A 21,292-nucleotide genomic window follows, 5' to 3' on the forward strand; every position below is an offset into this window, starting at 1 on the left:
CCGCTCACCCTACGTTTGGCGCAGTCGGTATCCGTCGGGGGTCGCCACCAGAACGTCGCCGACGGGTGGGCTGCCGCAGGCCCGGTCGCAACCGACGAAGTGCCGGTGAACGCCCATGGATTCGCGGGCCGCCTCCGTGGCATCGCGGCGCACGTCGGCGGCGGAGTGCGCACAACCGGGGCTGCCGGTGCACGCGCTGACGTCCAACCACGGCGAGTGCACGTCGAAGACCAGCCCGAGCGGTGCGAGCACCCGTAGGGCGGTGTCGGCGACGCCATGATCCAGGTCGCAGACGAGTACCGACCGCCACGGCGTGACCACCACGGGGGACTCGATGGCCGCCAGATACCGCGCGACGCGGGCTTGCAGCACGCCGAGCGGAACGGCGGCGCCGAGCGCGACCCGACCGTCGTCCTGCTCGATCCAGCCGACGGGAGCCCGGGTGACCGGCGGCCACGTCGTGCCGGGCGCGTCCGTGACGGTCAGTCCGGTCAGTAGCGGGCCGACATCGTCGAGTTCGGAGGCGCGCCAAGCTCTTCCGTGCACGTCGAGGAAGTTCTCCGCCACCGCGAGCAGTGTGGCGACGACGTCCTCGACGGCCATTCGCACTCCCGTGTCGACGCCTGCGATCAGAAGTGCCGCGCGGCGCGCGTCCAGCAGCTGAGCGCCAGCGTCGGCGCCGAGCCCCGACACGTCCGCGCTGCCGTCGTCGAGGCTGAACCAGAACCTGCCAGGGAGTTCGGCGAGCGACGGACGGGCCTGCAGCGCGTCGTCGAGTTCACCGACCAACGGCCGGACGTCGCCGAACCCGCCCCGCCGACCGGACAGCGGCGACGCCACCACGTTGCGCACCCGTTCGTGGGTGGCCGACGGCAGCAGGCCCGCCGCCGCGACGGCGTCGGCTAGGCCTTCCGGGTTGGTGATCGCGCGGAGCTGGATGTTGCCGCGGGACGTGAGCTCCATTGCGGGGGAGCCGAACTCGACTGCGGCCAAAGCGAGCGCCTCCAACTGCGCTGCGGCGATGATGCCGCCTGGCAGCCGCACGCGCGCCAGGGCACCGTCGGCCGCCTGGTGCACCTGCAGCGCACCGGGACATGCGTCGTCGTCGCGGACCCTGGTCATCTCGACCTCGAGCATATGAGTAGTACCCGCCGGGATTCGAGTAGTCGACTACGCACTGAGCTGCGACGCCGTCGAAATACGTTCGCTTCACGCAGGTCGGACCCTGATCCGACATCCGAGAAGCAAGGAGACCCTGATGTCCGAACTCGCCATGAACCCAGCGAACTTCCCCGCGATACCGCGCACCGGCGACCGCTGGTGGACCGCGATCGCGAAGTTCTTCACCGCCAGCGCGAGCGTGGTCGTCGAGGCCGCCGCGCCACCCAAGCCCCGGCGGCACGCCGACATCCCGCGCCGCGCCGCCTACCTGGAGGCGGCCGCCATGCGCCGGGAGCTGGACCGACTCTGACGGTGCCGCTACGACACCGCCGCCGCCAGCCGCCGGGGTGCCACCACGTCGGAGAAGTGCGACGCGTCGCCTGCGATCACGCGACTGGAGTTTCCGAGCACGTCCACGGGAACGTCGCCGGCCAACGTCACGCGACTGAGCCTGCGGTACTGGTCGTCATAGTCGGACACCGCGTAGTGCTGGGTGGCCCGGTTGTCCCAGACGGCCAGGTCCCCGGGCAGCCAATTCCACCGAATCGTGTTCTCCAACCGCGTCACCCGGGCCTGCAGCAGGGCGAGTAGCGTCGCCGACTCGCCGGTCCCCAGCCCGACGAACCGACGGACGAAGTGACCGAGCAGAAGCACCCGGCGGCCCGTCTCCGGATGGACCCGCACCACGGGATGCTCGGTTTCGTAGATGTCCGAGACGAATTCGTCGCGGTACTCGCGCGTCGCGTCGGACGCCTGGACGTAGTCGTCGTCGAAGTCGCGGATGTAGTCGTACTCGTTGGTGTGCACGGCCCACAGGTTCTCGACGAGCGCACGCAGCGGGGCAGGCAACTGGTCGTAGGCGGCCTCCGTAGACGCCCACGTCGTCGTTCCGCCGTACTCGGGCAGCGAAATCGCCCGCAGCAGTGATGCCTTCGGGATCCGATCGACGAACGTGACGTCGGTGTGCCAGGAGTTCGCCTTGTCGTATCGCGAATCGATCGGCAGCACGTCCGTGCCCCGCGACAGCACGGTCGGGTGGGCCAGCGTCGGGGTGCCCAACGTGGCGGCGAACGCGAGCTGGCCCGCGTCGTCGAGGTGGTGCTGGTCGCGGAAGAAGATCACCTTGTGGGTCAGCAGGGCACCGTTGATGGCCGCGACGGTCGAGGCCGGGAGGTCGCCGCCGACGCGGACGCCCTCAATTCGGGCGCCGATGTTGGCACCGAGCTTGACGATGACGGGGGAGTTGGTCATCTGCTCATTTCGCCGGAACGACCGACAGATGACCACGGTTTCGCTGGCTGGGATTCGAATTGCCCGAGGGTGACGTGCGTCACGTTTTTGTCGAGTGTGTTCCGTGCCACACGAAACGTCCGAATCCGGTACCGGCGGTATTACGTTTCTTGAGAACGACCGTTTGCCAGCAACATTCGACATCACTGAGGCAGGCGGTAGGCCTTAGGAGGCAACAATGTTCGGACTCATCGTGTTCGCGTCCGTCGTCCTGGTGCTCGTCGCCATCGCGGGTCCTCCGTACCCGCAGTCCTGGCACGGTCGCTGGGGCAACTACGACCGCTGATCGACCGACCGCACCGGCCGTCCCTCACCAGCGGGCCGGTGCGGTACGAATGGTGCGTGACAGTGTCATTCCCCCCGCCAGGGCCTGGGTCTCCCGAGTCGCCCGTCGTCCTGCTGCTGTCGACGTCCGACACCGACCTGATCACCGCCCGCGCAACCGGTGCGGCCTACCGCTGGGCCAACCCGTCGCGGCTCGTCGAGGGTGAACTCGACGCGCTGCTCGATGGTGCCGACGTCGTCGTCGTCCGCATGCTCGGCGGCTACCGCACCTGGCAGGACGGCATCGACCGGATCGCCGTCAGCGGCGTCCCTGCGGTCGTGCTCAGTGGCGAACAGTCGCCCGATGCCGACCTGATGAGCCACTCCACGGTGCCCGCAGGCGTCGCACTGCAGTCCCACGTCTACCTCGCGCAGGGCGGCGTGGAGAACCTCCGCCAGCTGTACGCGTTCCTCGCCGACACCGTGCTGATGACCGGCATCGGTTTCGAGCCCCCGGCGGCCACCCCCAACTGGGGTCTGCTCGAGCGGGCGTCAACAAGTGATGACGGCCCGCTGATCGCCGTGCTCTACTACCGCGCGCAGCACCTCGCGGGCAACACCGAGTACGTCGAGGCGCTGTGCGGCGCCATCGAGCGAGCGGGCGGCATCCCGCTGCCGGTGTACTGCGCCTCGTTGCGCACCGCGGAACCCGACCTCCTCGAACTGCTCGGCACGGCCGACGCGTTGGTGACGACGGTGCTGGCGGCCGGGGGAGCGGTCCCCGCGGAGGCGGCAGCTGGGGGCTCCGACGACCAGTGGAACGTCGCGCATCTCGCGGCGCTCGACGTGCCCATCCTGCAGGGCCTCTGCCTGACCAGTTCACGCAGCCAGTGGGCCTCCAACGACACCGGAATGACTCCGCTCGACGTGGCCACCCAGGTGGCCGTCCCCGAGTTCGACGGGCGCATCGTCACGGTCCCGTTCTCGTTCAAGGAGATCGACGACGAGGGGCTGATCGCCTACGTGCCCGATCTGGAACGCTGCGCACGGGTCGCGGGCCTCGCCGTGCGCCAAGCCCGCCTGCGTCACGTCGTGCCCGCGGACAAGCGGGTGGCGCTGGTGTTCTCCGCATATCCGACGAAGCACGCCCGCATCGGCAACGCCGTCGGATTGGACACGCCCGCAAGCGCCGTCGCGCTGCTGCGCGCGATGCGGGATGCCGGCTACGTCATCGGTGACGTGCCCGGCGTCGACGCCGAGGATGGCGACGCGCTAGTGCACGCGTTGATCGAGCGTGGCGGGCAGGACCCCGACTGGCTGACCGAGGAACAGTTGGCACGCAACCCGATTCGCGTGTCCGCCGCCGAGTACCGGGCTTGGTTCGCGACGCTGCCCGCCGAGCTCGCCGACCCCATCGTCGAGCACTGGGGCCCGCCTCCCGGCGAGTTGTTCGTCGACCGCAGCCGCGACCCCGACGGCGAGATCGTCATCGCGGCAATGCAATCGGGCAACGTCGTGCTGCTCGTGCAGCCGCCGCGGGGCTTCGGCGAGAACCCCGTCGCGATCTACCACGACCCGGATCTCCCGCCCAGTCACCACTACCTGGCCGCCTACCGCTGGCTGGATGACGGATTCGGCGGCTCCTTCAAAGCGGACGCCGTCGTACACCTCGGCAAGCACGGCAACCTCGAGTGGCTGCCCGGCAAGACCCTTGGCATGTCGGCGGCGTGTGGATCCGACGCGGCGCTGGGCGACCTGCCCCTGATCTACCCCTTCCTGGTCAACGATCCCGGTGAGGGCACCCAGGCCAAACGCCGGGCCCACGCCGTGCTGGTGGACCACCTGATCCCGCCGATGGCGCGGGCCGAAAGCTACGGGGACATCGCGACACTCGAGCAGCTGCTCGACGAGCATTCGACCATCGCCGCGCTCGACCCCGGCAAGCTGCCCGCGATCCGCCAGCAGATCTGGACCCTGATGCGGGCGGCCAAGATGGACCACGACCTCGGGTTGGAGGACCGGCCCGAGGAGGACGTGTTCGACGACATGCTGCTCCACGTCGACGGCTGGTTGTGCGAGATCAAGGACGTCCAGATCCGCGACGGCCTGCACATACTCGGGCAGGCGCCCGAAGGAGCGGCCGAACTCGATCTGGTGCTGGCGATCCTGCGCGCACGACAGCTGTTCGGCGGCGAACACACGGTGCCCGGCTTGCGCCAGGCGATCGGGTTGGCCGAGGACGGCACAGACGACCGCGGTGCCGTCGACGCCGCCGAGGCCACCGCCCGCGCCCTGGTCGCTGCGCTGCAGGAGACGGGCTGGGACGCAAAGGCCGTCGACGCGATCACGGGCGACGCCGAGATCGCGTCGGTGCTTCGGTTCGCGGCCACCGAGGTGGTGCCGCGGCTGCGCCAGACGGACCGGGAGATCGTTCAGATTCTGCGGGCCCTCGATGGCGGATTCATCGCCGCCGGGCCGTCGGGCTCGCCGCTGCGCGGGCTGGTCAACGTGCTGCCAACGGGGCGCAACTTCTATTCGGTCGACCCCAAGGCCGTGCCGTCTCGGTTGGCGTGGGAAACCGGTGTCGCACTCGCGGATTCGCTGCTCGACCGTTACCTGCGTGACCACGGTGAGTGGCCGCAGTCGGTCGGACTGTCCGTCTGGGGCACCTCGGCGATGCGCACCGCGGGTGACGACATCGCCGAAGTCCTTGCGCTGCTGGGTGTTCGGCCCAAGTGGGACGACGCCTCCCGGCGCGTCGTCGACCTCGAGCCGATTTCGCTCGCTGAGCTCGGTCGGCCGCGCATCGACGTCACGGTGCGCATCTCGGGCTTCTTCCGCGATGCCTTCCCGCACGTGGTGACGATGTTGGACGACGCGGTGCGCCTCGTTGCCGACCTCGACGAACCGGACGAGCAGAACTTCGTCCGCGCGCACTCGCGCGTCGACCTCGCCGAGCACGGCGATGGCCGGCGGGCCACCACCCGGATTTTCGGTTCCAAACCCGGCACCTACGGGGCGGGGTTGTTGCAGCTGATCGACAGCAGGAACTGGCGCGACGACGCCGACCTGGCGCAGGTGTACACCGCGTGGGGTGGCTTCGCGTACGGGCGTGGGCTCGACGGCGCGCCCGCCACCGACGACATGAACAGGGCGTACCGCCGAATCGCGGTGGCGGCCAAGAACACCGACACCCGCGAGCACGACATCGCCGACTCCGACGACTACTTCCAGTACCACGGCGGCATGGTCGCCACCGTGCGCGCGCTGACCGGTCGCGACCCGGCGGCCTACATCGGCGACAACACCCGTCCCGACGCCGTGCGCACCCGCACGCTCTCGGAGGAGACCACGCGCGTCTTCCGGGCGCGCGTCGTCAACCCGCGGTGGATCAACGCCATGCGCCGACACGGCTACAAGGGTGCCTTCGAGATGGCCGCCACGGTCGACTACCTCTTCGGGTACGACGCCACCGCCGGAGTGATGGCCGACTGGATGTACGAGCGGCTGGCCGAGGAGTACGTGCTCGACGGAGAGAATCGGAAGTTCATGGCCGAGTCGAACCCGTGGGCGCTGCACGGGATGGCCGAGCGGCTGCTGGAGGCCGCAGGCCGCGGCATGTGGGCCCAGCCCGAACCGGCCACCCTGGACGGCCTGAAGCAGGTGCTGCTGGAAACGGAAGGCGACCTCGAAGGCTGACGCCTACTAGGTTCGGCGCTGGGGGTCCCCCCGCTTGCGGGGGAGAGCGAAGCGACCCGGGGCTATAGATTGGGCACATGCCCGTGACATTCGCCGAGGTCGCCAAGTCCGAATACATCCTGCTGACCACCTTCACCAAGGACGGCAGGCCCAAGCCGACCGCCATCTGGGCCGCGCCATCAGGCGACGGGCTAGTCGCGATCACCCAGGAGCAATCCTGGAAGGTCAAGCGCATCCGCAACACTCCGCGGGTCACCATCGCCGAGTGCGACCGTAGCGGCAAACCGAAGGGCGAGTCGATCGAAGCCACCGCCGCGATCCTCGACAAGTCGGCGAACGGCGCCACCTACGATGCGATCGGCAAGCGCTACGGCGTGCTCGGCAAGACCTTCAACTTCTTCTCCAAGCTGCGCGGCGGCATGGCGAAGAACCTCACCATCGAACTCAAGGCGGTCTGAACCATGGCGCTCACGTTTGGCGACGTCGCCAAGGCCAAGTACGTCCTGCTCACCACGTTCACCAAGGACGGCAGGCCCAAGCCGAGCGCCATCTGGGCTGCCCCGGACGGCGATCGCCTGCTGGTCATGACCGAGGAGGACTCGTGGAAGGTCAAGCGCATCCGCAACACACCGCGCGTCACCGTGGCCGTGTGCGACATGCGCGGAAATCCCAAGAGTGAGCCGGTTGACGCGGTCGCCACGATCCTCGACAAGTCCGAGTCTGCCGACGTGCAGCGGGCCGTCGTCAAGCGCTACGGCGTCGTCGGCTGGGCATTCGGGCTGTACATGAAGCTGCGCGGGCTCGACGCGAAGAGCGTCGGACTCGAACTCAAGGCGGCCTAGGAACCTCGTCCGGTCCCGAGACGTTGGTAACACATGGCTAAGCGGTTGTTCGGGCTCTACGTCCTCGTCGAACTGGCGGTGGTGATCGCGCTCGCGTACACGATCGGCTTCGGCTGGACCGTGTTGCTGCTGCTCGGGACGTTCGCCCTTGGTTTGGCGCTCGCCGGTTCTCAACTGACGCGCCAAGTCCAGCGGCTGCGGTCGGGGTTGTCGTCCCCGCAGGGTGCAGCAACGGACGGTGTGCTTATCGCGCTTGGCACCGTGCTGGCCGTCGTCCCCGGGCTCGTCACGTCCGTGCTCGGGCTACTCCTGCTGCTGCCGCCGACTCGGACGCTCGCACGTCCGGCCGTTGCGGCGCTTGCTGCGCGCGGACTGGGCCGCATTCCACTGCTGGTCACGACGAACGGTGCCTTCCAGCCCGCCCGAGGCGACTACATCGACGGCGAAGTGATCGACGTGACGGACGACGTCATCGACGCCGAACCGCCACGCCTGCCCGGGACCTTCCCCGGGCCGGGGCCTACCGTCTAGCTCTTGACCACGCTGCTCGTCAACGGTCTGGTGCACAGCCCGGCCAGCCCAGACGCCACCGCCATGGCCGTGACTGACGGCCCCGACGCCACCGTCGCGTGGCTGGGCACCGACGACGTCGGACGCGCCCAGTTTCCGGACGCCCGGGTCATCGACCTGGGTGGCGGCTTCGTCGCGCCCGCGTTCGTCGACAGCCACGTCCACCTCACTGCGACCGGGTTGTCCACCGTCGGGCTGGACCTGCGCGAGGCGACCTCCCACGCGCACCTGCTGCGGCTCGTCGCCGAATTCGCTCGCGAGCATCCCGACGGCCCCATCTGGGCGCATGGGTGGGACGAATCCGGATGGCCGGAGCCCGGCGCATCCACCACTGCCGACCTCGACCGCGTGCTCGGAGGCCGCCCGGCGTACCTCGCCCGCGTCGACGTGCATTCGGCCGCCGCGACCACCGCCCTGCGTCGCCTGGTGCCCGACCTGGCGGGCTCGGCGGGCTACTCCGCGCAGCAGCCCGTCACCGCCCACGCGCATCATCGGGTGCGCGCCGTCGCCCGTGACCTACTCACCGCCGCGCAGCGTGACGAAGCCCGGCGAGCCGCGCTGGACCTGGCCGCCCGGTCCGGCATCGTCGCCGTGCACGAGTGCGCCGGACCCGACATCGGCGGGCTCGACGATTGGCACGCGGTTCGGGCCACGGACCACGGGGTCGAGGTCGTCGGCTACTGGGGGGAGGCGGTGAGCTCCGCCGCCGACGCACGCGAGCTCGTCGCCGTCACCGGCGCCGACGGGCTGGCGGGTGACCTGTTCGTCGACGGGGCACTTGGCTCCCACACCGCCTGGCTGCACGAGCCGTATGCCGACCGCCCGGACGGGTGCGGTAACGCCTACCTCGACGCCGACGCGATCGAGGCGCACCTCGGCGCGTGCACCGAAGCGGGCATCACCGCCGGATTCCACGTCATCGGCGATGCCGCGGCCTCGGCCGTCGTCGAGGCGGTCGACCGCGTCGTCACGCGGTTGGGCGCCGTTGCGGTATCGCGCTGCGGTCACCGCATCGAGCACCTGGAGATGATCACGGCAGCTCAGGCGGCCCAGCTCGGCGCCGCGGGCGTGCTCGCGAGCGTGCAACCCAACTTCGATGCCCTGTGGGGTGGCGACGACGGGATGTACGCGCACAGGCTGGGCACCGACCGGGCCCGCAAGCTCAACCCGTTTGCGCTGTTAGCATCCCAAGGCGTGCCACTCGCTCTTGGCTCGGACACACCCGTCACCAGTATCAATCCCTGGGCGTCGGTACGCGCCGCCATGCTTCACCAGACTGCAGGCAGCGCGCTGTCGGCGCGGGCGGCGTTCTCCGCCGCCACGCGCGGAGCCTGGCGCGCGGGTGGCGTGCGCGACGGGATCACCGGCACGCTGGTGCCCGGTGCGCCCGCGTCATACGCGGTGTGGGACGTGCCCGGCGGCGCCGACGGGCTGGAGGTCGCCGCCCCAGCCGACGGCGTGCAGCGCTGGTCCACCGATCAGCGTGCGCGCGTACCCGCGCTACCCCGCCTCGGCCCCGACGATGCGCTGCCCACCTGCAAGCAGACCGTGCACCGGGGCGTCGTCCTCCATGGCTGACGCGCCGCCCACGCAGCAGAGCGAGCGCTCGCCGTCGCCCCTCGTCACCAAGCTGCAGCAGATGTTCGTCCCGCGGCTGATGCGGATGGCTGCCGCCATCGCCGCCGGCATTCTGGTGTGCACCAGTTTCCCGCCTTTCGGCTGGTGGTTTCTGGCGTTCGTCGCGTTCGCGTTGCTCGCCTGGGTGTTCACCCACGAGTCCACCACGAAGTTCGGCGGGTTCGGCTACGGACTGCTCTTCGGACTGACGTTCTACGTGCCGCTGCTTCCGTGGATCAGCGGGCTCGTCGGCGCTGTCCCGTGGTTGGCGCTGTCGCTGATGGAGGCGATCTTCCCGGCGATCTTCGGTCTGCTGGCGGTGATCGTGCGACGGCTACCCGGCTGGCCCGTGTGGTTCGCCGCGGTGTGGATGGTGACCGAGTGGCTCAAGTCGGTCGTGCCGTTCGGCGGATTCCCTTGGGGAGTAATAGGTTTCAGCCAGGCCGACGGTCCGCTGCTGGCGCTCGCGCGGTGGGGCGGCGCCCCGTTGGTGTCGTTCGCCGTCGTGTTGGTGGGGTTCTGCCTGGCCGCCATCGCGGTCGAGGCGACGCGCCGGTGGACGGCGCGCGACCGTGCGGCCGACCGCAGCGCGCACGCCGTGCTGGTGCCGGGTCTGTGCATTGTGCTGGTGCTGTTGAGCGTCGCGTTGGCGAGCCCGCACCTGCGCAAGGCGGGGGCGGGCGCCGGCGACGATCCGTCCATCACGGTGGCGGCGATCCAAGGCAACGTCCCGAGGTTGGGGCTCGAGTTCAATGCGCAGCGGCGTGCCGTGCTCGACAACCACGTCCGCGAGACGATGCGGCTGGCCGAGGACGTCCGGGATGGACGTGCACCGCAACCGGCCTTCGTGATCTGGCCGGAGAACTCGTCTGACATCGACCCGCTCGCGAACCCCGACGCGGCAAGTCAGATCACCGCGGCCTCCGAGGCGATACACGCGCCGATCCTGGTGGGTGCCGTCGTCGCGGCTCCCGGCTACACCCGGGACAATCCGGCGTCGTCCAACTCGGTGATCGTGTGGGACGGCGCCAACGGCCCGGGTGAACGCCACGACAAGCAGATCATCCAACCGTTCGGCGAATACCTGCCGTGGCGCGGCTTCTTCAAGCACCTGTCGTCGTATGCCGACCGGGCCGGATACTTCGTGCCGGGCAGTGGCGACGGCACGGTGCACGCCGCGGGGGTGACGGTCGGCGTCACCACCTGCTGGGAGGTGATCTTCGACCGCGCGGCGCGGGAATCGGTGCTCAATGGCGCGCAACTGCTCGCGGTGCCGAGCAACAACGCCACCTTCGACGAGGCCATGAGCGCCCAGCAGCTCGCGTTTGGGCGGTTGCGGGCCGTCGAGCACGACCGCTACGTCGTCGTCGCGGGCACCGTCGGGATCAGCGCGGTAATCGCACCGGACGGTCGCGAAATCGTCTCCACCGGGTTCTTCGAACCGGCCTACCTCGACGTTCCGATTCGGCTGAAGTCCAGTTTGACGCCCGCCACGCGGTGGGGACCCACCATCGAGGGACTGCTGGTTGTGGTCGGTGTTGCCGTCGTGGTCGCGGCGATGTTGCAGAATGGGAAGTTCGTGCGTCGCCGGAGATCGGCGACCGATGCGGTAATCGACGATGGAGTGACATGACCGACGAGCGAGAAGCGGGATCGAGCATGACCTCCGGTGACCGCCCGACTCAGCGCACGCTGGTCATCATTCCGACCTACAACGAGCGCGAGAATCTGCCCCTCATCGTCGGCCGCGTGCACGCCGCACGTCCCGACGTCCACGTGCTGATCGTCGACGACGGCAGCCCCGATGGCACCGGCGAACTCGCCAACGAGCTCGCGCTCGCCGACCCGGACCGCGTGCACGTCATGCACCGGACCAGCAAGGCCGGGCTCGGCGCGGCGTATCTGGCCGGTTTCGCCTGGGGGCTCGGCCGCGGATACACCGTGCTGGTGGAGATGGACGCCGACGGCAGCCACGCGCCCGAGGAGCTCTACCGACTGCTGGACGCCGTCGACGCGGGCGCCGACCTGTCGATCGGGTCGCGCTACATCGACGGCGGAACCGTCCGGAATTGGCCGAGGCGCAGGAAGGTGCTGTCCAAGACGGCCAACGGATACTCGCGCGTCATGCTGGGTGTCGAGGTCAATGACATCACCGCCGGTTACCGCGCCTACCGGCGCGAGGTGCTCGAGAAGATCGAGCTCGCCACCGTCGACTCGAAGGGCTACTGCTTCCAGATCGAGATGACCTGGCGCACCATCACGGCCGGCTTCAAGATCGTCGAAGTGCCCATCACCTTCACCGAGCGTGAACTCGGGGTCTCCAAGATGAGCGGGTCCAACATCCGCGAGGCGATCTTCAAGGTCGCCGAATGGGGTATCCGCGGGCGGCTCGACCGTGCCCGCGGCGTCGTGCCGTAGCTCTAGCTCGAGCTTCCGCGCCGACGGGTCTTGATGATGTCCATGCGCTCCTTGAGCAGCTCGTCGAGCTCGTCGATCGAACGGCGCTCCAGCAGCATGTCCCAGTGCGTGCGCGGCGGCTTGACCTTCTTGGGCTCCGGCACGTCACCGTCGATCAGGGTGCCCTCCATGCCGTTGCGGCACGGCCAGGTGCCGGGGATCTCGGCATCGTCGGCGAACGGAACCTCGAACTCCTCGCCGTTGTCGGTCCGGTAACGGGCGACCTGACGCGGCGCCAGATCGTGGTTGCGGTCGGTCTCGTAGCTCACGGCTCCGAGGCGACTGCCTCTCAAAACGCGATCAGCCATGGTCCACACTCCTCTTCAAGCAACACATCCGCGGGAATCAACGCAATCGGCCGGCGCGAAGTTCCCGACTCAACGGTCCATGATACCGGGATCGCACCTCGCGGCGGTTTACAGTCGGGCTCGTGACAACAAGTGTCGGCCGACTGGGCCGACTTCAACGACGAGCACAACCCTGCCGGTGGTGTGGCCGTGAGGTCGCCGACGTTGGTGTCGGGCGACGCAGGCAGTACTGCAGGCAGTCGTGTCGACAGCGGGCATATGAGCAGCGTGCGCAGGTCAGGGGCACCACACTGGCCCCGGATGCGGTGGTCCTCACCGCGTTGGAGGCCGCGGAGCTCGCCGACCGCCTCTTCGAGGTGCGCTGCGCCGCCGAGGACGTGGCCACCGCGGTCGACGAAGGAGCCGCAGCTTCCGAGCTCCGAGCGCTGTGCGACGCCTTGATGCGCGCAGCGAAGGCCGCCGACGGCTGGCGCTGACCCTCCAAGCTGTCTCACAGCTACGATGACCACCAACGCACCCGACGAGATCGGAACCACGTGCCCGTGTCGTCCACCGAATCAGCTCCCGAGTCGAACCCAGCGGCCAAGCCCGGTCAGGTGTGGCGGTTCGACGATTTCGCGCTAGACACCGCCCGCTACGAACTCCGGCAAGGCGACGAAGTGATCAAGGTCGAACCCCAGGTGTTCGACGTGATGACGCAACTAGTCAGCAACCACGACCGGTTCGTCACCAAGGAAGAACTCTTCGACACGGTGTGGGGTGGTCGGTTCGTGGGTGAGGCGGCGTTGACCAGCCGCATCAAGGCCGCGCGTCGGGCGCTCGGCGACGACGGTGAGTCGCAGCGCTACATCCGCACGGTCCGTGGCCGCGGCTATCAGTTCGTCGGCACCCTCGAGGCCGACCCGGTTGCGCCGGTCGCCGTACCCGAGTCGGCCCCGCCGCCCCGCCAGCACATCGCGTTCTGTCGCGCCGCGGACGGGGTACGGCTGGCGTATGCGGTGGCAGGGGAGGGCCCGCCACTGGTCCGGGCCGCGAACTGGATGACCCACCTGGGCTACGACATCGAAAGCCCGGTGTGGCGCCACTGGGTGCGCGACCTCGCCGCCAAGCACACCTTCATCCGGTACGACGAGCGCGGCTGCGGTCTATCGGACTGGGAAGCAACGGAATTCACGTTCGACGACTGGGTGACTGATCTCGAGTCCGTGGTGGAAGCCCTTGGGCTAGAGCGCTTTCCGCTGCTCGGCGTGTCGCAGGGTGGTGCGGTGGCGGTGGCCTATGCGGCGCGCCACCCCGAGCAGGTCACCAAGCTCGTCCTGTGCAGCGGCTACGCCAGGGGTCGCGCCGTGCGGGCGATGAACGACGAGGAGAAGCGTGCGGCCGCGCTGGACCTCGACCTGGCCCGAGTCGGTTGGGGCCGCGACGATCCCGCATTCCGCCAGGTGTTCGCCGCGCAGTTCATTCCGGACGGAACGCGCGCCGACTGGGAGGCCTTCGATCACCTGCAGCGGCGCACCACCTCACCGGCCAATGCCGTGCGGTTCCTCGAGGAGTTCGCCCGGATCGACGTGCGTGACCTCGCGGCGCAGGTGTCGTGCCCCACGCTGATCCTGCATGCGCGCGACGATCACCGGGTTCCGATGAGGTACGGGGAGGAACTGGCCGCGCTGATCGATGATTCGCGACTGGTGGCGCTGTCGAGCAACAATCACCTGCTGACCGAGACCGAGCCGGCGTGGCAGGTGTTCTGCGACGAGGTGAACGCCTTCGTGGCGGAGTAATTCGCCGATTGCGGTCGGCTCCGCTGATCTCCATGCAATCTCCACGGAATCTTCATGCGCCGCGGGTTTCCAAGATCCATCCTGGTCACATGAGAAATCTCCTCCGCACCCTAATTCTGGGCTTCATCGCGATATTGGCGTTGGGCGCCCTGTCCGCTTGCTCGAGCGGCACCAAGACGGAGGCGACGTCGGCTGCGGCGCCGTCCTCTTCGACGGTCGCCGTAACCCCAGGAACCTTCCCGAAGTCGGCCAGGTACATGGCCGACATGGAGAAGGACGGAAAGCCGATGACCATCGGGATCTCCGTCGACGGTGACCAGATCACCGCGTACGCCTGCAACGGCGTCGACGACGAGGCCTGGTTCTTCGGAAACCAGACCGAAGGGAAGATCGACATCACGTCGAAGTTCCGCGACACGCTCACCGCATCGGCGGTTGGCTCGGACGTCAAGGGCAACCTGACGATGAACGGCGTCACCTACGACTTCACCGCCGCTCCCGTGTCCGCGCCCGCAGGCATGTACACCGCCGACCTCGACGGGGCGCGTGCCTCGTGGATCGTCCGTCCGGACGGTTCGGTCACCGGTGTGCAGTTCAACGGTGGCGTCACCGGCCGCGACTTCGAACAGGCCGAGCTGCAGCAGCTCAACGCGGCCCAGTTCCAGTCTTCGGTTCGCAACAAGCGGATCCTGCAGCAGGCCGACCAGTCGGTGAAGCTGCAGAACGGCACCCTGACGTCGAAGATCAACGGCCGCAACGTGACCGGCAACGTCGTCACGGGCACCACTCGCTTCGGCTGATCGACCCCGTTCCACGCGGCCCCACCGGCCGAGACCGATTCGTCGGGCTCACCCGGTGGGGCCGTTCCCTTTCTTTCAGGCAGAGTTGAATACTTCCTCGTCGCGCCTTCGCTGCGTACGGTCACTGCATCGTGACCACTCCCGTCCAGCCCGCCGCCGTGCCCACGGTGGTTCCCGCTGCGACGAAACTGCCTTTACGGCAGCGTAAGTGGGCGCTGATCCGATTGGCCTCACCAATCGTTCTGCTGGCGCTGTGGCAGTTGGGCAGCGCGCTGGGAGTGATTCCGCAGGACGTGTTGCCTGCCCCGTCGTTGATCGCCGAAGCGGGTGTCGAGCTCATCCGCAACGGGCAACTCGTCGACGCGCTACGGGTGTCGGGTGTCCGCGTCGTCGCGGGCCTGCTCCTCGGAGGCATCCTTGGCGTAGCGCTCGGTACCGCGGTCGGCCTCTCGCGCTGGTTCGAGGCGACCATCGATCCGCCGATGCAGATGGTCCGCGCGCTACCGCACCTCGGCCTGATCCCGCTCTTCATTCTGTGGTTCGGGATTGGCGAACTACCCAAGGTGCTGCTAGTGGCGCTCGGGGTGAGTTTTCCGCTCTACCTCAATACCTTCTCGGCCATTCGCCAGGTCGATCCGAAGTTGTTCGAAACCGCCCAGGTGCTTGGGTTCTCGTTCTGGCAACGGTTCCGCACCATCATCGTGCCGAGCGCGGCCCCGCAGGTGCTGGTCGGGCTGCGCCAGTCGCTCGCGATCGCGTGGCTCACGCTGATCGTCGCCGAGCAGATCAACGCGGACAAGGGAATCGGCTTCCTGATCAACAACGCGCGCGACTTCCTGCGCATCGACATCATCATCTTCGGACTCATCGTGTATGCACTGCTAGGCATCGGCACCGACGCAATCGTCCGCGTCCTGGAACGACGAGCCCTGAGGTACCGCTCATGACAGTCATGTCCGACCGGCAGGTGGACACCGCGGGGGAACTGCTCCACGTCGACAAGTGGTACGCCGACCATCACGTACTCGATGACGTGTCCGTCCGCATCGGCAGGGGCGAGCTCGTCGCACTGATCGGCCGCAGCGGTTCGGGCAAGTCGACCGTGTTGCGGGTGCTCGCCGGGTTGTCGGCCGACCACGCCGGCGAACGTACGGTTGCCGGGGCGCCCGCGCTGGCGTTCCAGGAGCCACGTTTGTTTCCGTGGCGCGACGTCAGGACCAACGTCGGATACGGCCTGACTCGAAGCAAGCTATCGAAGCTCGATGTCGTCGCGCGCGCCGATCGTGCGTTGGCCGACGTAGGGCTCACCGACCGGGCCGACGCATGGCCGCTCACGCTGTCCGGCGGTCAGGCGCAACGCGTTTCGCTGGCCCGAGCCCTCGTCGCAGAGCCCGAACTGCTGCTGCTCGACGAGCCGTTCGGCGCTCTGGACGCGCTCACGCGGCTCAGCATGCGGGCGCTGCTGCTGGACCTCTGGCGAGCGCACGGATTCGGGGTGCTGCTGGTGACGCACGACGTCGACGAGGCCGTCGCGCTCGCCGACCGGGTGCTCGTGCTCGAAGCGGGCCGGGTGGTGCACACGCTGACCATCGACGACGTCCGGCGCCCTGCGTCCGATCCCTCGGCAGCCACCGAGCGCTACCGCGCCGAGCTGCTCGAGCGGCTCGGCGTGTGGACCTGAAGCCAATCCGAACACGAACGATGAAGGGAACGACCATGTCTGCGTCGAGACGAGCCATCGGGGTGCGCATCGCGGCCTTGCTGGCGTTGGTGGGCCTGTTGGCCGGCTGCGTGTCGCGGGAGGGAAACTCGGGTGCCCAGGAGGCCCCGCCCACCGTGCCGCTGACCGAGCTTGCCGACGTGACCCTGCAGATCGGCGATCAGAAGGGTGGCACCGAAGCGCTGCTGCGCGCCGCCAACGCGTTGGACGGGCTGCCGTACAAGGTGGTCTTCTCCACGTTCACCTCCGGCCCGCCACAAGTCGAGGCAGCCACCGCGGGCAAGATCGACTTCGCGATCACGGGCAACACCCCGCCGATCTTCGGGGCCGCCTCCAACGCCAAGGTCAAGGTCGTCGCGGCCTACGACGGTGGGGGCAACGGGGATCAGGTGCTGGTACATACGGATTCGCCGATCACGACCATCGCCGATCTGAAGGGCAAGCGCATCGCGGTGGGCAAGGGCAGTTCGGCCCATGGCCACATCCTGGCCCAGCTGAAGAATGCCGCGCTCACGCCTGCCGACGTCCAGTTGGTGTTCCTGCAGCCCGCCGACGCGCTTTCCGCATTCCAGCAGCGCGAGGTCGATGCGTGGGCCATCTGGGATCCGTACACCGCACAAGCGGCCGAGCAGCTGCCGGTGCGCAGCATCGGACAGGCCAAGGACGTCACCAACGGCTACTGGTTCGGCATCGCCTCCGATCAGGCGTTGGCGGACCCGAAGCGCAATACCGCGCTGCAGGACTTCCTGATTCGCTTCGAGAAGGCCGCACGCTGGGCCAAGGACCATCCCGATGAGTGGGCGCGAAGCTATGCGGCCGCGGTCGGCCTGGACCTGACGGTCGCGCAGGTCTCGCAGTCGCGCAGCATGCGGCTGCCCACCGAGCTCGACGACGAGGTGATCGCCTCGGAACAGAAGATCGCCGACCTGTTCGCCGCATCCGGCCAAATCGCCTCGGCGCCAAAATTTTCCGACTGGGTCGACCGGCGCTACAACGAAGCCCTGCGGCCCCTGCTGATCAGCACCAACTAGGAGTTGCATGCCCGGCAAGTTCTTCTGGTTCCTGCCCACCAGCGGCGACAGCCGCTCGATCGTGGGGTCGTCGCATGCGTCGTCGCAACAGGTCGTGCCCCCGAACTACCGAGCGCCGACCCGCCGCTACCTCGGTGAGGTGGCCCGGGCCGCCGATCGGCTCGGCTTCGAGGGCGTGCTGACGCCTACCGGAACCTGGTGTGAGGACGCCTGGTTGACCGCGTCGGCGCTGCTCGCCGAGACGGAGCGGCTGAAGTTCCTGGTTGCGTTCCGGCCCGGGCTGGTGCCACCGACGCTGGCAGCCCAACAGACCGCGACGTTGCAACGGTTCTCCGAGGGCCGCGTGCTGCTCAACATCGTCAGCGGAGGCGACGACCTCGAGCAGCGTCGGTTCGGCGACTGGCTTGGCCACGACGAGCGCTATGCCCGCACTGGTGAGTTCCTGCACATCGTGAACTCGTTGTGGCGCCAGGAATCCCTCGACTTCAAGGGCGAGTACTACGACGTCAAGGATGCGCGGGTGTCGGCACCGCCGGATCCGTTGCCGCAGATCTACTTCGGTGGGTCGTCGCCCGCTGCGCTACCGATCGCCGCGGAGCACGTCGACGTGTATCTGACGTGGGGTGAACCTCCGCAAGCCGCGGCGACGAAGATCGCCAAGGTGCGCGAGTTGGCGCAGGCGCGTGGACGCAAGGTGCGCTTCGGCATCCGGCTGCACACCATCAGCCGCGACACCTCGGCTGCGGCCTGGGCGGTGGCCGACGAACTCGTTGCCGAGCTCAGCGACGAGCAGATCGCCAAACAGACTGCACTGCATGCCCGTTCGGAGTCAGAAGGGCAGCGCCGGATGACCGCCCTGCACGGCGGGCGCGTCGACGCGCTGGAGATCTACCCGAACCTGTGGGCCGGCGTCGGGCTGGTCCGCGGCGGCGCGGGCACCGCGCTCGTCGGCAGCCACGAAGAGGTCGCCAACCTGATCTACGAGTACCACTCGGTCGGCTTCGACGAGTTCATCCTCTCCGGCTATCCGCACCTCGAGGAGGCGTACTGGTTCGCCGAGGGTGTGCTGCCGCTGCTGAAGCACAAAGGTGTGGCCTAGCACGTGCTGACCCCATAGCCCTGTCGGGCGTGTCAATTCGTGTCACGCTGAGGTGTGGACGGATGGTTCGAACGAAGCCCCTTCGTCGGCTTCGCGCCCTGGATCATCTATTGGGTCGTCGCCGAGGGCCCGAGCACGTGGATGTTCGGCGCGCTGTGCGCCGTGCTGTCGGCGATCATCCTCGGCGTGTCCATGGGGTTCGGCGGCCCCCGACTGCTGGAGGTCGTCACCATTCTGTTCTTCGTCGGGGTGACTGCCGCGGGCGTGCTCGTCGGTGCCGCAGATCGGGATTGGATGGACACCTACGCGACGACGTTGTCGAGCGGCGTGTTGGCGGTCATGGCGATCGGCTCGTTGGCGTTCACCCCGTTCACCGAGCAGTACGCGCGAGTGTCGCCGCCGCTGCAGGATTGGGAGAAGCCAGCGTTCCGGCAGACCAATCGCGTGCTGACGCTGATGTGGGGGTTGGTGTTCGCGCTGATCGCCGTCCTGGGCTACTTTGCGGCGCTAGTGCCCCAGACCAGGGACTGGACCAACTGGGTGGTGCCGATCGTCGTGCTCGTCGGCGCGGTGGGCATGACGCAGGCCTATCCGGAGCGGGTGCGGGCGCGTATCCGGCCGGCGGATTGAACGCTATTATCTGCGTATGAATGCAGATAACAAGGTCTGTAGTCGCAGGCTGGCCGACGAGCAGGCCGATCTCGTCGTCGAGGTGTTCCGCATGCTCGCCGACGCCACCCGCGTACAGCTGCTGTGGGCGCTCGCCGACCGCGAGCTGTCCGTGAACGACCTCGCGGCGCGGGTGGGCAAGCCCGCGCCGTCGGTGTCTCAGCATCTGGCCAAGCTGCGGATGGCCCACCTCGTCCGGACTCGGCGGGAGGGCACGCAGGTGTTCTACCGGCTGGAGAACGAGCACGTCGGCCAACTCGTCACGGACGCGGTGCACAACGCCGAACACGCCACCGCCGGCGTGCCCGCCCACCATCTCGAAGACCGCGAATTGCGGGTCCTGCACGAGGGCGAGGTGAGCTGATGGGGCTCGGACATAGTCACGATCACCACCACGGCCAGGAACTGCTCGACAGCGCCGCGGGGATCCGCGCGGTCAAGCTCAGCCTCGTCGTGCTTGGGGTCACCGCGGTGACGCAACTCGCCGTCGTCGCCGCATCCGGCTCGGTGGCGTTGTTCGCCGACACGGTGCACAACTTCTCGGACGCGCTGACCGCGGTTCCGCTCTGGATCGCATTCGCGATGAGCAGGCGGGCGGCGACTCAGCGCTATACGTACGGCTTCGGACGCGTCGAGGACCTGGCGGGGCTGTTCGTCGTGCTGGCCATCGCGGTCTCCGCCGTGATCGCTGCGATCCAAGCCGTGCGGCGGCTGATCGAGCCGACTCCGCTGCAGCACCTCGGCTGGGTGGCTGCGGCGGGGGTCGTCGGATTCGTGGGCAACGAGCTCGTCGCCGTGTATCGCATCAGGGTCGGCCGGCGCATCGGTTCGGCGGCGTTGGAGGCTGACGGATTGCACGCCCGCACAGACGGTTTGACCTCACTCGCCGTGGTGGCAGGTGCCATCGGCGTCGCGCTGGGGTTTCCACTGGCCGACCCGATCGTGGGGCTGCTCATCGCGGTGGCGATCGGCTACGTCATGGTGCAGGCCGCCCGCGGCGTGTTCGCCCGGCTGCTCGACGGCGTCGACCCGGCGTTCATCGCGACCGCGCGCGACGTCCTGCACGGACGCCCTGGCGTGCTCGACGCCCGCCGGATCAGGATGCGATGGGTAGGACACCGGCTCGAAGCCGACGTCGAGCTCGACGTGGATCCGACCCTGAGTCTGAACGACGCTCACCGGGTGGCGCACGACGCCGAACATGCACTGGCCCATGCGATTCCGAAGCTGTCAACGGTCGTCGTGCACGCCTATCCGGCCCATGATCGGGCGCTCAGCAGCTGAAGTGCCGACCGATCCCCTGCGGTGGGCTGGCAGGCTGCAGGCAGCCGAAGGGTTCGACGCCTGCGGCGGACATCGCCACCGCGGTCTGGTGTGCGTAGTTCACGCAGAACAGCCCCACTGCGTCTGCGCGGCACCGGTAGTCGCCGAACGACAGCGTCTGCCCGGCCGCCAACTCCGCACCTGTGCCGTTGACGAAGGGGCCCGGATCGCCATGGGTCGAGCCGACGTCCACAGTCGTGCCCGCGAAGTCGATCCAGTTGCCCTTCCATACGCCGTCGAGGGGTTCCGGCCTTGGTGGCGGGTCTGTCAGCTTCACCAGACAGGACAGTTCGCCGTCGTGGTAGGAGTTCGTGACGCAGTTGGCCTCGGTGCCCGCGGTGACGAACGCAACCTCGTTGCCCAGTGCCACCGTTGCGCCGTCGCGGGTGGCCGAATGGAACCCCCCGGGATCGACGGGATGGCCCGCCTCGATCCACCGGATGACGTCGGAGATCGGGGCTCCCTTCGCCGGCGCAATGGTCGGCGAAGCCGTCGGCTTCGTGCTGGTCACCGTGGTGCTCGAGCGGGTCGTCAACGGAGTCGGTACGGCCTGTTGGGAGGTTTCAGCGTCGTCGCGAGCACCGCTCGCGCAGCCCGCGAGCAGCACTGACACGACGCCCGACGTGATCAGGAGCAGCGGGATCCGCATACCGGCCAGGCT

The 21,292-nt window shown here is 68.4% G+C and carries 22 protein-coding genes; 18 read left to right on the forward strand and 4 right to left on the reverse strand.

Annotated features, from left to right (window positions below; genetic code table 11):
* Positions 1 to 9 precede the first annotated feature (9 nt).
* Positions 10 to 1,122 (reverse strand): precorrin-3B synthase, encoded by a 1,113-nt coding sequence (cobG, locus tag SLQ33_RS02170; protein WP_319452128.1) that lies wholly within the window; start codon positions 1,120 to 1,122, stop codon positions 10 to 12.
* Between the two features lie 136 nt (positions 1,123 to 1,258).
* Here cobG and SLQ33_RS02175 point away from each other — a divergent pair, with 136 nt between their 5' ends.
* Positions 1,259 to 1,471 (forward strand): hypothetical protein, encoded by a 213-nt coding sequence (locus SLQ33_RS02175; protein WP_319452129.1) that lies wholly within the window; start codon positions 1,259 to 1,261, stop codon positions 1,469 to 1,471.
* 8 nt (positions 1,472 to 1,479) lie between these two features.
* On the opposite strand, the gene SLQ33_RS02180 is transcribed toward SLQ33_RS02175, so the two are convergent.
* On the reverse strand, positions 1,480 to 2,412 hold the full coding sequence (locus tag SLQ33_RS02180) for a TauD/TfdA family dioxygenase (protein ID WP_319452130.1): 933 nt from the start codon (positions 2,410 to 2,412) through the stop codon (positions 1,480 to 1,482).
* Positions 2,413 to 2,799: 387 nt separating this feature from the next.
* Between SLQ33_RS02180 and cobN the strand changes: the two genes are divergently transcribed.
* From cobN to SLQ33_RS02215, 7 genes are all read left to right on the forward strand, one after another.
* Positions 2,800 to 6,414 (forward strand): cobaltochelatase subunit CobN, encoded by a 3,615-nt coding sequence (cobN, locus tag SLQ33_RS02185; protein ID WP_319452541.1) that lies wholly within the window; start codon positions 2,800 to 2,802, stop codon positions 6,412 to 6,414.
* 77 nt (positions 6,415 to 6,491) lie between these two features.
* Entirely contained in the window at positions 6,492 to 6,872 is a 381-nt protein-coding gene (locus SLQ33_RS02190; RefSeq protein WP_319452131.1) for a PPOX class F420-dependent oxidoreductase, read from the forward strand.
* Positions 6,873 to 6,875: 3 nt separating this feature from the next.
* A complete protein-coding gene (locus SLQ33_RS02195) occupies positions 6,876 to 7,256 on the forward strand; it encodes a PPOX class F420-dependent oxidoreductase (RefSeq protein WP_319452132.1) in 381 nt (126 codons plus the stop codon).
* Between the two features lie 33 nt (positions 7,257 to 7,289).
* The gene (locus SLQ33_RS02200) at positions 7,290 to 7,787 is read left to right on the forward strand and encodes an FxsA family protein (RefSeq protein ID WP_319452133.1); all 498 of its coding nucleotides are present in this window, start codon (positions 7,290 to 7,292) and stop codon (positions 7,785 to 7,787) included.
* A gap of 3 nt (positions 7,788 to 7,790) precedes the next feature.
* A complete protein-coding gene (locus SLQ33_RS02205) occupies positions 7,791 to 9,404 on the forward strand; it encodes an amidohydrolase (RefSeq protein ID WP_319452134.1) in 1,614 nt (537 codons plus the stop codon).
* A complete protein-coding gene (lnt, locus tag SLQ33_RS02210; RefSeq protein ID WP_319452135.1) occupies positions 9,397 to 11,076 on the forward strand; it encodes an apolipoprotein N-acyltransferase in 1,680 nt (559 codons plus the stop codon). Before SLQ33_RS02205 ends, lnt begins: the two co-directional genes overlap by 8 nt.
* Positions 11,073 to 11,861 (forward strand): polyprenol monophosphomannose synthase, encoded by a 789-nt coding sequence (locus SLQ33_RS02215; RefSeq protein ID WP_413467555.1) that lies wholly within the window; start codon positions 11,073 to 11,075, stop codon positions 11,859 to 11,861. Before lnt ends, SLQ33_RS02215 begins: the two co-directional genes overlap by 4 nt.
* A gap of 2 nt (positions 11,862 to 11,863) precedes the next feature.
* Here SLQ33_RS02215 and SLQ33_RS02220 read toward each other — a convergent pair whose 3' ends face one another.
* Positions 11,864 to 12,208 (reverse strand): RNA polymerase-binding protein RbpA, encoded by a 345-nt coding sequence (locus SLQ33_RS02220; RefSeq protein ID WP_319452136.1) that lies wholly within the window; start codon positions 12,206 to 12,208, stop codon positions 11,864 to 11,866.
* A 122-nt stretch (positions 12,209 to 12,330) separates the two neighbouring features.
* Between SLQ33_RS02220 and SLQ33_RS02225 the strand changes: the two genes are divergently transcribed.
* The 10 genes from SLQ33_RS02225 to SLQ33_RS02270 all read left to right on the forward strand — a co-directional run bounded on the left by SLQ33_RS02225 (position 12,331) and on the right by SLQ33_RS02270 (position 20,592).
* On the forward strand, positions 12,331 to 12,684 hold the full coding sequence (locus SLQ33_RS02225; protein WP_413467556.1) for a hypothetical protein: 354 nt from the start codon (positions 12,331 to 12,333) through the stop codon (positions 12,682 to 12,684).
* A gap of 66 nt (positions 12,685 to 12,750) precedes the next feature.
* On the forward strand, positions 12,751 to 13,989 hold the full coding sequence (locus SLQ33_RS02230; protein WP_413467569.1) for an alpha/beta fold hydrolase: 1,239 nt from the start codon (positions 12,751 to 12,753) through the stop codon (positions 13,987 to 13,989).
* An 89-nt stretch (positions 13,990 to 14,078) separates the two neighbouring features.
* Positions 14,079 to 14,789, forward strand: a complete 711-nt coding sequence (locus SLQ33_RS02235) for a hypothetical protein (protein ID WP_319452138.1) — start codon at positions 14,079 to 14,081, stop codon at positions 14,787 to 14,789.
* A 128-nt stretch (positions 14,790 to 14,917) separates the two neighbouring features.
* Positions 14,918 to 15,736 (forward strand): ABC transporter permease, encoded by an 819-nt coding sequence (locus SLQ33_RS02240; protein ID WP_413467570.1) that lies wholly within the window; start codon positions 14,918 to 14,920, stop codon positions 15,734 to 15,736.
* The gene (locus SLQ33_RS02245; RefSeq protein ID WP_319452139.1) at positions 15,733 to 16,470 is read left to right on the forward strand and encodes an ABC transporter ATP-binding protein; all 738 of its coding nucleotides are present in this window, start codon (positions 15,733 to 15,735) and stop codon (positions 16,468 to 16,470) included. The genes SLQ33_RS02240 and SLQ33_RS02245 overlap by 4 nt, the downstream gene beginning before the upstream one ends.
* Positions 16,471 to 16,505: 35 nt before the next feature.
* Positions 16,506 to 17,540, forward strand: coding sequence for an ABC transporter substrate-binding protein (locus SLQ33_RS02250; protein ID WP_319452140.1), 1,035 nt, complete (start codon positions 16,506 to 16,508; stop codon positions 17,538 to 17,540).
* Between the two features lie 7 nt (positions 17,541 to 17,547).
* Complete coding sequence (locus SLQ33_RS02255; RefSeq protein WP_319452141.1) at positions 17,548 to 18,639, forward strand: LLM class flavin-dependent oxidoreductase; 1,092 nt, start codon at positions 17,548 to 17,550, stop codon at positions 18,637 to 18,639.
* Positions 18,640 to 18,693: 54 nt separating this feature from the next.
* Positions 18,694 to 19,269, forward strand: coding sequence for a hypothetical protein (locus tag SLQ33_RS02260; RefSeq protein WP_319452142.1), 576 nt, complete (start codon positions 18,694 to 18,696; stop codon positions 19,267 to 19,269).
* A gap of 16 nt (positions 19,270 to 19,285) precedes the next feature.
* Positions 19,286 to 19,672: a metalloregulator ArsR/SmtB family transcription factor gene (locus SLQ33_RS02265; RefSeq protein ID WP_319452143.1), complete on the forward strand. Its 387-nt coding sequence runs from the start codon at positions 19,286 to 19,288 to the stop codon at positions 19,670 to 19,672.
* Complete coding sequence (locus SLQ33_RS02270; RefSeq protein ID WP_319452144.1) at positions 19,672 to 20,592, forward strand: cation diffusion facilitator family transporter; 921 nt, start codon at positions 19,672 to 19,674, stop codon at positions 20,590 to 20,592. The genes SLQ33_RS02265 and SLQ33_RS02270 overlap by 1 nt, the downstream gene beginning before the upstream one ends.
* Here SLQ33_RS02270 and SLQ33_RS02275 read toward each other — a convergent pair.
* Positions 20,582 to 21,280, reverse strand: coding sequence for a hypothetical protein (locus SLQ33_RS02275; protein WP_319452145.1), 699 nt, complete (start codon positions 21,278 to 21,280; stop codon positions 20,582 to 20,584). The two genes, SLQ33_RS02270 and SLQ33_RS02275, sit on opposite strands and share 11 nt — an antisense overlap.
* Between the last annotated feature and the right edge of the window lie 12 nt (positions 21,281 to 21,292).

Origin of the sequence: Mycobacterium sp. RTGN6 (assembly GCF_033804605.1) — a bacterium.
Taxonomy (GTDB): Bacteria; Actinomycetota; Actinomycetes; order Mycobacteriales; family Mycobacteriaceae; genus Mycobacterium.